At 53.2% G+C, this 15,430-nt stretch carries 11 protein-coding genes, 6 tRNA genes and 1 pseudogene; 17 read left to right on the forward strand and 1 reads right to left on the reverse strand.

The window, feature by feature from the left end; all coding sequences use genetic code 11:
- The first annotated feature begins 28 nt into the window (after positions 1-28).
- From nagB to ACE15A_RS15810, 11 genes and pseudogenes are all read left to right on the forward strand, one after another.
- Positions 29-829, forward strand: a complete 801-nt coding sequence (gene nagB / locus ACE15A_RS15760) for a glucosamine-6-phosphate deaminase (protein ID WP_023248887.1) — start codon at positions 29-31, stop codon at positions 827-829.
- 59 nt (positions 830-888) lie between these two features.
- Positions 889-2,044: pseudogene (gene nagA / locus ACE15A_RS15765) on the forward strand (N-acetylglucosamine-6-phosphate deacetylase).
- Positions 2,045-2,048: 4 nt separating this feature from the next.
- Complete coding sequence (gene nagC, locus ACE15A_RS15770) at positions 2,049-3,269, forward strand: DNA-binding transcriptional regulator NagC (protein WP_053510831.1); 1,221 nt, start codon at positions 2,049-2,051, stop codon at positions 3,267-3,269.
- 46 nt (positions 3,270-3,315) lie between these two features.
- On the forward strand, positions 3,316-4,068 hold the full coding sequence (gene nagD / locus ACE15A_RS15775; protein WP_000153143.1) for a ribonucleotide monophosphatase NagD: 753 nt from the start codon (positions 3,316-3,318) through the stop codon (positions 4,066-4,068).
- Positions 4,069-4,356: 288 nt separating this feature from the next.
- Positions 4,357-6,021 (forward strand): asparagine synthase B, encoded by a 1,665-nt coding sequence (gene asnB, locus ACE15A_RS15780; protein ID WP_053510829.1) that lies wholly within the window; start codon positions 4,357-4,359, stop codon positions 6,019-6,021.
- A gap of 221 nt (positions 6,022-6,242) precedes the next feature.
- Positions 6,243-6,319 (forward strand) — tRNA-Met (locus tag ACE15A_RS15785).
- Between the two features lie 8 nt (positions 6,320-6,327).
- Positions 6,328-6,412 (forward strand) — tRNA-Leu (locus ACE15A_RS15790).
- A 23-nt stretch (positions 6,413-6,435) separates the two neighbouring features.
- Positions 6,436-6,510 (forward strand) — tRNA-Gln (locus ACE15A_RS15795).
- Between the two features lie 35 nt (positions 6,511-6,545).
- Positions 6,546-6,620: transfer RNA gene (locus ACE15A_RS15800), tRNA-Gln, on the forward strand.
- A 15-nt stretch (positions 6,621-6,635) separates the two neighbouring features.
- Positions 6,636-6,712, forward strand: a tRNA-Met gene (locus ACE15A_RS15805).
- Between the two features lie 94 nt (positions 6,713-6,806).
- Positions 6,807-6,881 (forward strand) — tRNA-Gln (locus ACE15A_RS15810).
- A 132-nt stretch (positions 6,882-7,013) separates the two neighbouring features.
- On the opposite strand, the gene ubiF is transcribed toward ACE15A_RS15810, so the two are convergent.
- A complete protein-coding gene (gene ubiF / locus ACE15A_RS15815; RefSeq protein ID WP_053508392.1) occupies positions 7,014-8,189 on the reverse strand; it encodes a 3-demethoxyubiquinol 3-hydroxylase in 1,176 nt (391 codons plus the stop codon).
- A 143-nt stretch (positions 8,190-8,332) separates the two neighbouring features.
- Between ubiF and miaB the strand changes: the two genes are divergently transcribed.
- The 6 genes from miaB (at position 8,333) to ACE15A_RS15845 (ending at position 15,302) form a co-directional block, all read left to right on the forward strand.
- A complete protein-coding gene (gene miaB / locus ACE15A_RS15820; protein WP_053508394.1) occupies positions 8,333-9,757 on the forward strand; it encodes a tRNA (N6-isopentenyl adenosine(37)-C2)-methylthiotransferase MiaB in 1,425 nt (474 codons plus the stop codon).
- Positions 9,758-9,961: 204 nt separating this feature from the next.
- The gene (locus tag ACE15A_RS15825; RefSeq protein WP_053508396.1) at positions 9,962-11,008 is read left to right on the forward strand and encodes a PhoH family protein; all 1,047 of its coding nucleotides are present in this window, start codon (positions 9,962-9,964) and stop codon (positions 11,006-11,008) included.
- Positions 11,005-11,472 carry an rRNA maturation RNase YbeY gene (gene ybeY / locus ACE15A_RS15830; protein WP_053508398.1) on the forward strand — a complete coding sequence of 156 codons (468 nt, stop codon included), beginning with the start codon at positions 11,005-11,007 and terminating at the stop codon, positions 11,470-11,472. The genes ACE15A_RS15825 and ybeY overlap by 4 nt, the downstream gene beginning before the upstream one ends.
- 132 nt (positions 11,473-11,604) lie before the next feature.
- Complete coding sequence (corC, locus tag ACE15A_RS15835) at positions 11,605-12,483, forward strand: CNNM family magnesium/cobalt transport protein CorC (protein ID WP_053508400.1); 879 nt, start codon at positions 11,605-11,607, stop codon at positions 12,481-12,483.
- A 19-nt stretch (positions 12,484-12,502) separates the two neighbouring features.
- Positions 12,503-14,041, forward strand: a complete 1,539-nt coding sequence (gene lnt, locus ACE15A_RS15840) for an apolipoprotein N-acyltransferase (protein ID WP_053508402.1) — start codon at positions 12,503-12,505, stop codon at positions 14,039-14,041.
- A gap of 352 nt (positions 14,042-14,393) precedes the next feature.
- The gene (locus ACE15A_RS15845) at positions 14,394-15,302 is read left to right on the forward strand and encodes an amino acid ABC transporter substrate-binding protein (RefSeq protein ID WP_053508403.1); all 909 of its coding nucleotides are present in this window, start codon (positions 14,394-14,396) and stop codon (positions 15,300-15,302) included.
- Positions 15,303-15,430: the final 128 nt, after the last annotated feature.

The raw sequence follows: 15,430 nt of genomic DNA on the forward strand, positions 1-15,430 counted from the left end.
ATTTTGACATTGATTATTGAGGTGAAGAATGAGACTGATCCCCCTGAATACCGCAGAACAGGTTGGCAAATGGGCCGCTCGCCATATCGTTAACCGTATTAATGCGTTCAAACCGACCGCCGATCGTCCGTTTGTCCTGGGACTGCCTACCGGCGGTACGCCGCTGACGGCCTATAAAGCGCTGGTTGAGATGCACAAAGCGGGCGAGGTCAGCTTTAAGCATGTGGTCACCTTTAATATGGACGAATATGTCGGCCTGCCGAAAGAGCACCCGGAAAGCTACCACAGCTTTATGCATCGTAATTTTTTCGATCACGTTGATATTCCAGCAGAAAACATTAATCTTCTCAACGGTAATGCACCGGATATTGATGCAGAATGCCGTCAATATGAAGAAAAAATTCGTTCTTACGGTAAAATCCATCTGTTTATGGGCGGCGTCGGCAACGACGGTCACATTGCCTTTAACGAACCGGCGTCTTCGTTGGCTTCCCGTACCCGTATCAAAACGTTAACCCATGATACTCGTGTAGCGAACTCCCGCTTCTTTGACGGCGACGTAAACCAGGTGCCGAAATATGCGCTGACGGTAGGCGTAGGCACGCTGCTGGATGCGGAAGAAGTCATGATTCTGGTGCTGGGCCATCAGAAAGCCCAGGCGCTGCAAGCGGCGGTTGAAGGCAACGTCAACCACATGTGGACCATTAGCTGCCTGCAACTCCATCCGAAAGCGGTTGTGGTATGCGATGAGCCCTCCACAATGGAGCTTAAAGTTAAGACATTGAAATACTTCAATGAATTAGAAGCAGAAAATATTAAAGGTCTGTAATGTTGTCTCCGCCCCAACAGTCAACGCGGGGCGGTAAATTTTTGATATCGGGGGTCGGAATGTATGCTTTAACCCAGGGCCGGATCTATACCGGTCACGAAATTCTTGATGACCATGCGCTTGTTGTCGCTAATGGCCTGATTGACCGCGTTTGTCCGATGGCCGAACTGCCGCCGGGAATAGAACAACGCTCATTGAATGGGGCCATTCTCACCCCCGGTTTTATTGACGTGCAGCTAAACGGCTGCGGCGGCGTGCAGTTTAACGATACCGCAGAAGCTGTCAGCGTTGAAACGCTGGAAATTATGCAGAAAGCCAATGAAAAATCGGGCTGTACTAACTTTCTGCCAACGCTTATCACTACCAGCGACGAATTGATGAAACAGGGCATTCGCGTCATGCGCGAGTACCTGGAAAAACATCCGCACCAGGCGCTGGGGCTCCACCTGGAAGGCCCCTGGCTTAATCTGGTAAAAAAAGGCACCCATAATCCTGATTTCGTGCGTAAACCAGACGCTGCGCTGGTCGATTTCTTGTGCGATAATGCCGACGTCATTACCAAAGTCACACTCGCGCCGGAAATGGTTCCTGCTGACGTGATCGCTAAACTGGCAAATGCAGGCATTGTGGTTTCCGCAGGCCACTCCAACGCGACGTTAAAAGAGGCAAAAGCGGGCTTCCGCGCCGGGATTACCTTTGCGACTCACCTGTTTAACGCGATGCCATATATTACAGGCCGTGAGCCCGGTCTTGCTGGCGCTATTCTGGACGAAGCGGATATTTATTGCGGCGTTATTGCCGATGGTCTGCATGTCGACTACGCCAACATTCGCAATGCCAAGCGCCTGAAAGGCGACAAACTTTGTCTGGTGACAGACGCCACCGCACCGGCGGGGGCCAACATTGAGCAGTTCATTTTCGCAGGTAAAACAATATACTACCGCAATGGACTGTGTGTGGATGAAAACGGTACGCTGAGCGGTTCCTCCTTAACCATGATTGAAGGCGTACGCAACCTGGTCGCGCATTGCGGCATCGCTTTGGATGAAGTGCTGCGCATGGCAACGCTCTACCCGGCTCGCGCTATCGGTGTTGATAAGCATCTCGGTAGCATTGCGCCCGGTAAAGTCGCGAACCTGACCGCGTTCACCCACGATTTTAAAATTATCAAGACCATCGTTAATGGTAACGAGGTCGTTTGACTTGAGTAAGTGAGAATATGACACCAGGCGGACAAGCTCAGATAGGTAATGTTGATCTCGTAAAACAGCTTAACAGCGCAGCCGTTTACCGCCTGATTGACCAGCATGGTCCTATCTCGCGCATACAAATTGCCGAGCAAAGCCAGCTTGCTCCCGCCAGCGTAACGAAAATTACGCGTCAACTCATTGAACGCGGGCTGATCAAAGAAGTCGATCAGCAGGCCTCCACCGGAGGCCGCCGCGCTATCTCTATCGTCACGGAAACCCGCAACTTCCATGCCATTGGCGTTCGCCTGGGGCGTCATGATACCACCTTAACGCTTTACGATCTGAGCAGTAAAGTGGTCGCTGAGGAGCATTATCCGCTGCCGGAGCGCACCCAGCAGACGCTGGAACACGCGCTGCTCAATACTATCGCCGTCTTTATTGATAGCTGTCAGCGTAAAATCCGCGAATTGATCGCTATTTCCGTGATCCTGCCAGGGCTTGTTGATCCGGAAAGCGGCGTGATTCGTTACATGCCGCACATTCAGGTTGAAAACTGGGGACTGGTCGAAGCGCTGGAAAAACAGTTTCACGTCACCTGTTTTGTCGGGCACGATATCCGTAGCCTGGCGCTGGCGGAACACTACTTTGGCGCCAGCCAGGATTGCGAGGACTCCATTCTGGTACGCGTCCATCGCGGTACAGGCGCCGGGATTATCTCCAACGGGCGCATCTTCATTGGCCGTAACGGCAACGTCGGCGAAATTGGGCATATTCAGGTGGAACCGCTGGGCGAGCGCTGCCACTGCGGTAATTTTGGCTGCCTGGAAACCATTGCCGCCAATGCGGCAATTGAACAACGGGTGCTGAATTTGCTTAAACAAGGCTATCAAAGCCGTGTTCCGCCTGACGACTGCACGATTAAAACTATCTGTAAGGAGGCAAATAAGGGCGACAGCCTGGCCTCGGAAGTTATCGAGCATGTCGGCCGTCATTTGGGCAAAACGATCGCCATTGCTATCAACCTGTTTAATCCGCAAAAAATCGTCATTGCCGGCGAGATCACTGAAGCCGATAAAGTCCTGTTGCCTGCTATTGAAAGCTGCATCAATACGCAGGCGTTGAAGGCATTTCGCAAAAATTTGCCGGTGGTACGCTCCACGCTCGATCACCGTTCCGCTATCGGTGCATTTGCCTTAGTTAAACGCGCTATGCTCAACGGAACATTGCTGCAACGTTTGCTGGAAAGTTGATGCGCTCTTATAGTATCGGATTATTCACAAATTCCCTGGGTAGTTCATGACCATCAAGAATGTAATCTGCGATATCGACGGCGTGCTGATGCACGACAACGTAGCCGTACCCGGTGCGGCGGAATTTCTGACGGGGATTCTGGAAAAAGGTCTGCCGCTGGTGCTGCTGACCAATTACCCGTCGCAAACCGGACAGGATCTGGCGAACCGTTTTGCCACCGCTGGCGTTAACGTGCCGGACAGCGTGTTTTATACCTCAGCAATGGCGACAGCCGATTTTCTGCGCCGTCAGGAAGGTAAGAAAGCGTATGTCGTGGGCGAAGGCGCGCTCATTCACGAGCTCTATAAAGCGGGTTTTACCATTACCGATGTGAACCCTGATTTTGTCATTGTTGGAGAGACCCGCTCCTACAACTGGGACATGATGCATAAAGCGGCATTTTTCGTCGCCAACGGCGCGCGCTTTATCGCCACCAACCCGGATACTCACGGTCGCGGTTTTTACCCGGCCTGCGGCGCGCTGTGCGCAGGCATTGAAAAAATCTCCGGCCGGAAGCCGTTTTATGTCGGCAAACCAAGCCCGTGGATCATCCGCGCGGCGTTAAACAAAATGCAGGCGCACTCGGAAGAGACCGTTATCGTCGGCGACAACCTGCGCACCGACATTCTGGCGGGGTTCCAGGCCGGTCTGGAGACCATTCTGGTACTTTCTGGCGTATCAACGATCAATGATATTGATAGTATGCCGTTCCGCCCGAGTTGGATTTACCCTTCCGTCGCCGAGATCGACGTTATCTAAAACGGTCACCTGCCTGATGGCGCGCAGCTTACAGGTCTACAATGTTGTTCGAACCGTAGGCCTGATAGCGAGGCGCCACCAGCAAAAACATTATTCAATTAAATCACGATAAAACTGAAGATCCATCAATAAATTCGCGCAATACGTAATCATTTTTCACTAATCAACAATGACTATTGCGTTTTTTCTTTTTCAGACGGTAAACCCCTTGCGCCTTCCACGCCTTTGCGGCATTTTTTAATCAAGCAAACACAAAAAGTACGACGCAACAGATTAACGGAGAAGGCTATGTGTTCTATTTTCGGCGTATTCGATATCAAAACAGATGCAGTGGAACTGCGTAAAAAAGCCCTTGAACTGTCACGCCTGATGCGCCATCGCGGCCCGGACTGGTCCGGCATCTACGCTTGCGATAACGCGATTCTCGCACATGAACGCTTGTCGATTGTTGATGTTAACGCCGGCGCCCAGCCCCTGTATAACGCCAGAAAAACCCACGTACTGGCGGTGAACGGTGAAATTTATAACCATCAGACGTTACGCGCGGAGTATGGCGATCGTTACGCGTTCCAGACCGGTTCCGACTGCGAAGTTATCCTCGCGCTATATCAGGAAAAAGGGCCGGATTTCCTTGACGATTTACAGGGGATGTTCGCCTTCGCCCTGTATGACAGCGAAAAAGACGCTTATCTGATTGGTCGTGACCATATCGGTATTATTCCGCTCTATATGGGCTATGACGAATTCGGCAACTTCTATGTGGCTTCAGAAATGAAAGCGCTGACGCCGGTCTGCCGCACTATTAAAGAGTTCCCGGCGGGCAGCTACCTGTGGAGCAAAGATGGGGAGATCCGCCAGTACTATCAGCGCGACTGGTTTGAGTTCGCCGCGGTAAAAGACAACGTCACCGACAAAAACGCGCTGCGTCAGGCGCTGGAAGAATCCGTGAAAAGCCACCTGATGTCCGACGTGCCCTACGGCGTACTGCTCTCCGGCGGCCTGGACTCGTCGATTATTTCGGCGATCACCAAAAAATTCGCCGCCCGTCGCGTCGAAGATCAGGAGCGCTCCGAAGCCTGGTGGCCGCAGTTGCACTCTTTTGCGGTGGGTCTGGAAGGTTCGCCTGACCTGAAGGCGGCCCAGGAGGTGGCTAACCACCTCGGCACCGTACATCACGAAATTCATTTCACCGTCCAGGAGGGTCTGGATGCGATTCGCGACGTAATTTACCACATCGAAACCTATGACGTGACCACTATCCGCGCCTCAACGCCAATGTATCTGATGTCGCGTAAGATCAAAGCGATGGGCATCAAAATGGTGCTCTCCGGCGAAGGTTCCGATGAGGTGTTTGGCGGCTACCTGTACTTCCATAAAGCGCCGAACGCCAAAGAGTTACATGAAGAGACGGTCCGTAAGCTACAGGCGCTGCATATGTATGACTGCGCCCGCGCCAACAAAGCGATGTCCGCCTGGGGCGTGGAAGCGCGCGTACCGTTCCTGGATAAAAAATTCCTCGACGTGGCGATGCGTATCAACCCACAGGATAAAATGTGCGGCAACGGTAAGATGGAAAAACACGTGCTGCGCGAGTGCTTCGAGTCTTATCTGCCGGCCAGCGTCGCGTGGCGTCAGAAAGAGCAATTCTCTGACGGTGTAGGCTACAGTTGGATCGATACGCTGAAAGAGGTGGCGGCGAAACAGATTTCCGATCAACAACTGGAAACCGCGCGCTTCCGCTTTCCATACAACACGCCGTCGTCTAAAGAGGCGTACTTGTACCGGGAAATTTTTGAAGAGCTGTTCCCGGTGCCAAGCGCGGCGGAGTGCGTACCCGGCGGCCCGTCCGTAGCCTGTTCTTCCGCCAAAGCCATTGAGTGGGATGAAGCATTCAAAACGATGGATGACCCGTCAGGCCGCGCGGTCGGCGTGCATCAGTCGGCGTACCAGTAAATTAACGATGACGAAAGAGCCCTTAGGGGCTCTTTTTTTATGGCAAACCACTTTCAGAAAAACGATTAATAACCAATAATTGCCGAATATTGCGCCACGCTGTTCGCAACCTAACCAAACAGACACTTTCCGACGTTTTTCGATGAAAAAGAGGTTGACGCTTCAAGGCTCAATACGCATAATGCGCCCCGCAACGCCGATAAGGTAACGCGGAAAAAGATGGCTACGTAGCTCAGTTGGTTAGAGCACATCACTCATAATGATGGGGTCACAGGTTCGAATCCCGTCGTAGCCACCATCTTTTTTGCGGGAGTGGCGAAATTGGTAGACGCACCAGATTTAGGTTCTGGCGCCGCAAGGTGTGCGAGTTCAAGTCTCGCCTCCCGCACCATTCACCGATAAGCGTTGTACGGATGGGGTATCGCCAAGCGGTAAGGCACCGGTTTTTGATACCGGCATTCCCTGGTTCGAATCCAGGTACCCCAGCCATATTTCTTCGAGTTTGCGGTTCACCGCGACGGTATTGGGGTATCGCCAAGCGGTAAGGCACCGGTTTTTGATACCGGCATTCCCTGGTTCGAATCCAGGTACCCCAGCCATCGAAGAAATTATCTGGCTACGTAGCTCAGTTGGTTAGAGCACATCACTCATAATGATGGGGTCACAGGTTCGAATCCCGTCGTAGCCACCATATTGAGGAACATCGGGTTCGCCCGCTAATCCGAAAACAATTTGTTGAAGTATTAGCCACCGGTTCGATTCCGGTATGATTACTGATACTAAATTGGGGTATCGCCAAGCGGTAAGGCACCGGATTCTGATTCCGGCATTCCGAGGTTCGAATCCTCGTACCCCAGCCACATTTAAAAAGCTCGCTTCGGCGAGCTTTTTGCTTTTCTGGCGACTCGGACTGCCTGATGGCGCTACGCTTATCAGGCCTGCGGGCGAATACAGACCGGGTAAGGTATTGCCGCCACCCGGCATAACACAAACTACAACCCCAGCGCATACTTCAGCGCCTGACGTTTTAGCACGCCTGCGCGCTGCGCCGCCATCAGCCCCATATTGCGTAAAATACGCAGCGGCGGCAGCTCATTGCTGAATCCGGCATAAAACAGATCCATTCCACTTTGCATCATAAAATTATCTGCCATGCGCCGCATCTGATAGCGTTTCAACACCGAATAGCTGGCCCAGGACTCGCCATAGCTACGGGCATTCGCCAGTACATCAATCAACGCATCAACGTCCCGATACCCCAGGTTGACGCCCTGTCCGGCCAGCGGATGAATGGTATGCGCCGCGTCGCCCACCAGCGCCAGCCCCGGTTGCACATACTGCAACGCGTGACGACGGGTTAGCGGAAACGCGCCCGCCGCGACAGGCATCACAGCCCCCAGACGCGCCGGAAAGTGCTGGTTAATTTCCACCTGCAATTGCGTCATCGATAACCCCTGTAGCTGGCGAATACGTGCCGGAGCGTCATACCACACCAGCGACGCCCAGTCGTCAAACAACGGCAAAAAGGCGCGCGGCCCATCCGGCGTAAACTGCTGCCAGGTGCTGTCGCCTGGCGCATTTTCACACTTGACGGTGATAAGCATACACGACTGCGCATATTGCCAGGCGTGGATGCCAATTCCCGCCATTTGCCGAACCTGCGAATTCGCGCCGTCGGCGCCAATCACCAGCTTCGGCGTAATACGTTCGCCGTCGGCCAGTTCCAGCGCATAACCATCATTGTGGCGATGCAACGCCGTTAGTGAAGCCGGAACGTGCAACGTCACACCGGGGTGCGCTTCCAGCGCCTGCCATAGCGCCTGTTGCAGAACGTTGTTCTCTACCATATAGCCCAACAGTGGCAGCTTGAGTTCGGCAGCGTCAAACACCACATGGGCGTTTTCCCACTCCCAGGTTTCCAGTCGCCGATAAGAATGGGTACGCATTCCCTGCACCGCCTCCCAGACGCCCAGCCCCTTGAGCAGCGCTACGGATGCCGCGCTAATAGCCGAAATCCGCACGTCAGGCTGGCTGTCAGCCACAAACGGCGCAGGCGCGGCATGTTCTATTACCATCACCGTAAACCCTTGCTGCGCCAGACCCAGCGCCAGCGCGCCGCCGACCATTCCCCCGCCGACAATGGCAATTTCCGTTGGTTGATTTGTCATGGTCATTCATCCTGTTACGTTTTAGACAAGTTTACAGGATTTTTTACCCATTAGGGCTGACGTCAGTCATACTGGTCACAACCGCGCCAAAGCATTACACTATGCGCCCTGCTTTTCAGCCACTATTTCGCAAGAGCAAGTCGATGACTAAAAAACTCCATATTAAAACCTGGGGCTGTCAGATGAACGAGTACGATTCATCGAAGATGGCCGATCTGCTGGACGCCACCCACGGGTATCAACTGACCGACGTGGCGGAAGAGGCGGATGTGCTGCTGTTGAATACCTGCTCAATCCGCGAGAAGGCTCAGGAAAAAGTCTTCCATCAATTAGGTCGCTGGAGACTGTTAAAAGAGAAGAATCCCGATCTGATTATCGGCGTCGGCGGCTGCGTGGCTTCCCAGGAAGGCGAGCACATTCGTCAACGCGCCCATTACGTCGACATTATTTTTGGTCCGCAAACCCTGCACCGCCTGCCAGAGATGATTAACTCCGTGCGCGGCGACCGCAGCCCGGTGGTAGATATCAGCTTCCCGGAAATCGAGAAGTTCGACCGTCTGCCGGAACCGCGCGCAGAAGGCCCGACCGCTTTCGTTTCCATCATGGAAGGCTGCAATAAATATTGTACTTACTGCGTAGTGCCGTATACCCGCGGTGAAGAAGTCAGCCGTCCCTCAGACGATATCCTGTTTGAAATCGCCCAGTTAGCCGCGCAGGGCGTGCGTGAAGTCAACCTGCTTGGCCAGAACGTTAACGCCTGGCGCGGAGAAAACTACGACGGCACCACCGGCACCTTTGCCGATTTGCTGCGTCTGGTTGCCGCCATCGACGGCATTGACCGTATTCGCTTTACCACCAGCCATCCGATTGAGTTCACTGACGATATTATCGAGGTGTACCGCGATACGCCGGAACTGGTCAGTTTCCTGCATCTGCCGGTACAGAGCGGTTCCGATCGCGTGCTGAATCTGATGGGGCGCACCCATACTGCGCTGGAATATAAAGCAATCATCCGTAAACTGCGCGCGGCGCGGTCGGACATTCAGATAAGCTCTGACTTTATCGTCGGTTTCCCTGGCGAAACTACCGATGATTTCGAAAAAACTATGAAGCTTATCGCCGACGTTAACTTTGATATGAGCTACAGCTTCATCTTCTCTGCGCGTCCGGGAACGCCGGCTGCCGATATGGTTGATGACGTACCGGAAGAAGAGAAGAAGCAGCGTCTGTATATTCTGCAAGAGCGAATCAATCAGCAGGCAATGGCGTGGAGCCGCCGTATGCTCGGCACGACACAGCGCATTCTGGTGGAAGGCACGTCGCGTAAAAATATTATGGAGCTGTCTGGCCGTACCGAAAACAACCGGGTGGTGAACTTTGAAGGCACGCCGGAGATGATTGGTAAGTTTGTCGATGTGGAAATTACCGACGTCTATCCGAACTCCCTGCGCGGGAAAGTGGTGCGCACTGAAGATGAAATGGGGCTGCGCGTCGCTGAAACGCCGGAGTCCGTCATTGCCCGTACCCGTAAAGAAAATGAGCTGGGCGTAGGATTCTACCAGCCTTAATCCTGCAGGAAAGACAATAAGGCCCGATGACGCTGCGCTTATCGGGCCTGGTGATCATGGCCCGTCGCCCGACGGGCCTTGCAATTTTCCCTCTTCATCCCCATCTTCATTGCAATGCTTGCGCCTTTACCCACTGGCGTGAATAATTTCCTTACAGGCCGGTAACCATCCGTTGTCCGGCGATACAGATACAAGAGGAACGGTTTGAATATAGACACTCGCGAAATTACCCTTGAGCCCGCAGACAACGCCCGTCTATTGAGTCTTTGCGGGCCGTTTGATGACAATATTAAACAGCTCGAACGTCGTCTCGGTATTGAAATCAACCGCCGTGACAATCACTTTAAACTGACCGGTCGTCCGATTTGCGTGACCGCGGCGACAGATATTTTGCGAAGCCTGTATGTCGATACCGCTCCGATGCGCGGCCAGACTCAGGATATCGAACCGGAACAAATTCACCTGGCGATTAAAGAAGCGCGGGTGCTGGAACAGAGCGCGGAAAGCGTGCCTGACTATGGCAAAGCTATCAATATCAAAACCAAGCGCGGCGTAATTAAACCGCGTACGCCGAACCAGGCGCAGTACATCGCCAATATTCTCGATCATGACATTACCTTCGGCGTCGGCCCGGCGGGTACCGGTAAAACTTATCTTGCGGTCGCCGCTGCGGTAGACGCCCTGGAGCGCCAGGAGATTCGCCGTATTCTTCTGACTCGTCCGGCGGTGGAAGCCGGGGAAAAACTGGGCTTTCTGCCGGGCGATTTAAGCCAGAAGGTGGACCCGTACCTGCGTCCGCTGTATGACGCGCTGTTCGAAATGCTCGGCTTTGAAAAAGTCGAGAAGCTTATCGAGCGCAATGTGATTGAAGTCGCGCCGCTGGCCTATATGCGCGGACGCACGTTAAACGACGCCTTTATCATTCTGGATGAAAGCCAGAACACCACTATCGAACAGATGAAGATGTTCCTGACGCGTATCGGCTTTAACTCGAAAGCGGTGATCACCGGCGACGTGACGCAGATTGACCTACCGCGTAATACCAAATCCGGCTTGCGTCATGCCATTGAAGTGCTGGCGGAAGTAGATGAAATCAGTTTCAACTTCTTCCACAGCGAAGACGTGGTGCGCCATCCGGTCGTTGCCCGCATTGTTAACGCCTATGAAGCCTGGGAAGAGGCCGAACAAAAACGCAAAGCGGCGCAGGCGGCGGAGCGTAAGCGTGAAGCCCAGGAGCAGGAACAGAAATGAGCCAGGTGATCCTCGATTTACAGTTGGCCTGTGAAAACCACGCGGGCCTGCCGGATGAAGCTCAGTTTCAACGCTGGCTGGACGGCGTTATTCCGCAGTTTCAGGAAGAGGCGGAAGTCACAATCCGTCTGGTGGATGAGGCCGAAAGCCACGACCTTAATTTGACGTACCGCGGGAAAGATAAACCCACTAATGTTCTCTCCTTCCCGTTTGAAGCGCCCCCAGGCATTGAAATGCCGCTACTGGGCGATCTGATTATTTGCCGTCAGGTCGTGGAGCAGGAAGCGCAGGAGCAGCGCAAGCCGCTGGAGGCGCACTGGGCGCACATGGTCGTGCACGGTAGCCTGCATTTGCTGGGTTACGATCATATCGACGATGACGAGGCGGAAGAGATGGAGTCTCTCGAAACGGAGATTATGCTTGCTATGGGCTATGAGGATCCGTACATTGCCGAGAAGGAATAGGATGCCGAAATCTTGCAGGCCGGAGCATCCGGCACAATGCCTGATGCTCCGGCCTACTTGTATCACACCGCCATGTGCTGAATTTACGCGCATGTGCAACACATTAACTAACATGAGAACCCATACGACGCCATGAGCGACGACAATTCACACAGTAGTGACACAGTAAACAGTAAAAAGGGATTTTTTTCCCTACTACTCAGCCAGCTTTTCCACGGTGAACCTAAAAACCGTGATGAGTTGCTGGCGCTGATCCGTGATTCCGGGCAGAACGAGCTTATCGATGAAGATACGCGCGATATGCTCGAAGGGGTAATGGACATCGCCGACCAGCGCGTTCGCGATATTATGATCCCACGCTCCCAGATGATTACCCTGAAACGCAACCAGACGCTGGACGAATGTCTCGATGTTATCATCGAGTCCGCCCACTCGCGTTTTCCGGTGATCAGCGAAGATAAAGATCACATTGAAGGGATTCTGATGGCCAAAGATTTGCTGCCGTTTATGCGCAGCGATGCCGAAGCCTTCAGCATGGACAAAGTGTTACGCCCCGCCGTTGTCGTACCGGAGAGCAAACGCGTCGATCGTATGCTCAAGGAGTTCCGCTCCCAGCGTTACCATATGGCGATCGTGATTGATGAGTTCGGCGGCGTTTCCGGCCTCGTGACTATCGAAGACATCCTCGAACTGATTGTCGGTGAAATTGAAGATGAGTATGACGAAGAAGACGATATCGACTTCCGTCAGCTTAGCCGCCATACCTGGACGATTCGCGCGCTGGCGTCAATTGAAGACTTCAATGACGCTTTCGGCACCCACTTCAGCGATGAAGAAGTCGATACCATCGGCGGGCTGGTGATGCAGGCGTTCGGTCATTTACCGGCCCGCGGCGAAACCATTGACATTGATGGTTACCAGTTCAAAGTGGCGATGGCCGATAGTCGCCGTATCATTCAGGTGCATGTCAGAATCCCGGATGACTCGCCCCAGCCAAAACTGAACGAATAACAGCAATAGTGGACTAAAAATGGCATTTGCCTCGTTAATTGAACGCCAGCGTCTTCGCCTGCTGCTGGCGTTATTATTCGGCGCCTGCGGAACACTGGCTTTCTCTCCGTATGACGTCTGGCCCGCAGCGATAGTGTCGCTTATCGGGCTGCAGGCCTTAACGTTCAATCGCCGCCCGCTCCAGTCTGCCGCCATCGGCTATTGCTGGGGACTCGGACTTTTCGGTAGCGGGATTAACTGGGTTTATGTCAGTATCGCGCAGTTTGGCGGAATGCCGGGTCCGGTTAACGTTTTTCTGGTGGTGCTGCTTGCAGCTTATCTCTCGCTGTATACCGGACTGTTTGCCGGGATTTTGTCGCGCCTGTGGCCAAAAACCAACTGGCTGCGCGTCGCTATCGCCGCGCCTGCAATATGGCAAATCACCGAATTTTTACGCGGCTGGGTGCTGACCGGCTTCCCCTGGCTGCAATTTGGCTATAGTCAGGTCGACGGCCCGCTAAAAGGTCTGGCGCCGGTGATGGGCGTCGAAGCGATCAACTTCCTGCTGATGATGGTCAGCGGTCTGTTAGCGCTGGCATTGGCGACGCGGAACTGGCGTCCGCTGGCTGTCGCCGTGATTCTGTTTGCTCTGCCCTTTCCACTACGCTATATCCAGTGGTTTACGCTGGAACCGGCCAAAACGACCCAGGTATCGCTGGTACAGGGCGATATCCCGCAGTCGCTGAAGTGGGACGAAAACCAGCTACTGAATACGCTAAAAATCTATCTCAACGAAACCCGACCAGAGTTAGGCAAATCACAAATTATTATCTGGCCGGAGTCGGCGATTCCGGATCTCGAAATCAATCAGCAGCCCTTCCTTCGTTCGCTGGACGAGATGTTACGCGAAAAAAATAGCACGCTGATCACCGGTATTGTCGATGCGCGTCTCAATAAACAGAATCGATACGACACCTACAATACGATTATCACGCTGGGCAAGGATAATCCATACAGTTATGACTCGCCCAATCGCTACAATAAAAATCACCTTGTGCCCTTTGGCGAGTTTGTTCCGCTGGAGTCTATCCTGCGTCCGCTGGCGCCGTTCTTCGATCTGCCCATGTCCTCCTTTAGCCGCGGCCCTTATATCCAGCCGCAGTTACATGCGCACGACTATAAGCTGACGGCGGCAATCTGTTATGAAATAATTCTTGGCGAACAGGTGCGGGATAACTTCCGCCCGGACACCGACTATCTGCTGACTATTTCTAACGACGCCTGGTTTGGTAAGTCCATTGGCCCGTGGCAACATTTCCAGATGGCGCGGATGCGTTCGCTGGAGCTGGCGCGTCCGTTGCTGCGCAGTACTAATAACGGTATTACGGCGGTGATTGGCCCGCAGGGCGAAATCCAGGCGATGATCCCGCAGTTCACTCGCCAGGTACTGACAACCAACGTCACGCCAACCACAGGTTTAACCCCCTATGCCCGTACCGGCAACTGGCCGCTATGGATACTGACCGCGCTGTTTGCTTTTGGCGCGGTGGTAATGAGTCTGCGGCAACGGCGGAAATAATCTCTTCCAGGCCGGATGGCGCTTCGCTTATCCGGCCTGGAAATCCCCCTTTTACCCTATTCTGGCACGTCTATTGCTTTGTTATACATGACAAACCTGTTCTGGCTGCTTGTGCAACCGGGTCGCACCAAAATCGATCGTCGGTAGCACCTGAACGGTGCAATGTAGGATTTTTGCCTCTGAACGGTGCGGCGCACTTCGCAAAAATAAACAATATCGCAGCAAAATATTTACAACAAGCCACACTAAATGTTAACAAACACATATAACACTGCACGCGCAAGTTGCAGGCAATAACAACATCACAATAGCTATCAATGCGTCGACGGCGCAGATGATAAAGGAGTTGGATATGCAATTACGTAAGCTAACCACAGCAATGCTGGTCATGGGACTGTCTGCGGGCCTTGCGCACGCAGAAGATAGCGCCCCTGCCGCTGGTAGCACCCTGGATAAGATCGCTAAAAATGGCGTGATCGTCGTCGGGCATCGCGAATCATCTGTGCCCTTTTCTTATTACGACAACCAGCAGAAAGTGGTCGGCTATTCCCAGGACTACTCCAACGCCATTGTGGAAGCGGTAAAAAAGAAACTTAACAAGCCCGATCTGCAGGTGAAGCTGATCCCGATCACCTCGCAAAACCGTATTCCGCTGTTGCAAAACGGAACGTTCGATTTTGAATGCGGTTCAACGACTAATAACCTTGAACGCCAGAAACAGGCTGCCTTCTCCGATACGATTTTCGTCGTCGGCACGCGACTGCTGACTAAAAAAGGCGGCGATATTAAAGATTTCCCGGACCTGAAAGGGAAAGCGGTCGTCGTAACCTCCGGGACGACCTCTGAAATTCTGCTGCATAAGCTTAACGAAGAGCAAAAGATGGATATGCGCATTATTAGCGCGAAAGACCACGGTGACTCGTTCCGCACCCTGGAAAGCGGTCGCGCTGTCGCCTTTATGATGGATGACGCGTTGCTGGCCGGCGAGCGCGCCAAAGCGAAGAAACCGGATAACTGGGAGATTGTCGGTAAACCGCAGTCCCAGGAAGCCTACGGCTGTATGCTGCGTAAAAACGATCCGCAATTCAAAAAGTTAATGGATGACACTATCGCCCAGGCGCAAACCTCCGGCGAAGCGGCGAAGTGGTTTGATAAGTGGTTTAAAAATCCGATCCCCCCGAAAAATCTGAACATGAATTTCGAGTTGTCTGACGAGATGAAAGCCCTGTTCAAAGCACCGAATGATAAAGCGCTTAACTAACTAAAACTAAATGGGGCGGGACCTCCTGTCCTCTCGATTGTCGCTCAGCACGGACAGACTATAAGCCTGATGGTCGTTCCCCATCGGGCCTGAAACCGCAAATCGCCGGGCAACAATCTTCGAGGGTA

The sequence above is a fragment of the Salmonella sp. HY31 genome (genome assembly GCF_042604575.1).
In the GTDB taxonomy this organism is placed as follows: Bacteria; Pseudomonadota; Gammaproteobacteria; order Enterobacterales; family Enterobacteriaceae; genus Salmonella; species Salmonella diarizonae.

Excerpts from the sequence above, each read along its gene's own strand:
- nagB (WP_023248887.1), top strand. The coding sequence starts at position 29 with ATGAGACTGATCCCCCTGAATACCGCAGAACAGGTTGGCAAATGGGCC.
- corC (WP_053508400.1), top strand. The coding sequence starts at position 11,605 with ATGAGCGACGACAATTCACACAGTAGTGACACAGTAAACAGTAAAAAG.
- ACE15A_RS15845 (WP_053508403.1), top strand. The coding sequence starts at position 14,394 with ATGCAATTACGTAAGCTAACCACAGCAATGCTGGTCATGGGACTGTCT.
- asnB (WP_053510829.1), top strand. The coding sequence starts at position 4,357 with ATGTGTTCTATTTTCGGCGTATTCGATATCAAAACAGATGCAGTGGAA.
- nagD (WP_000153143.1), top strand. The coding sequence starts at position 3,316 with ATGACCATCAAGAATGTAATCTGCGATATCGACGGCGTGCTGATGCAC.
- miaB (WP_053508394.1), top strand. The coding sequence starts at position 8,333 with ATGACTAAAAAACTCCATATTAAAACCTGGGGCTGTCAGATGAACGAG.
- lnt (WP_053508402.1), top strand. The coding sequence starts at position 12,503 with ATGGCATTTGCCTCGTTAATTGAACGCCAGCGTCTTCGCCTGCTGCTG.
- ubiF (WP_053508392.1), bottom strand. The coding sequence starts at position 8,189 with ATGACAAATCAACCAACGGAAATTGCCATTGTCGGCGGGGGAATGGTC.
- nagC (WP_053510831.1), top strand. The coding sequence starts at position 2,049 with ATGACACCAGGCGGACAAGCTCAGATAGGTAATGTTGATCTCGTAAAA.
- ybeY (WP_053508398.1), top strand. The coding sequence starts at position 11,005 with ATGAGCCAGGTGATCCTCGATTTACAGTTGGCCTGTGAAAACCACGCG.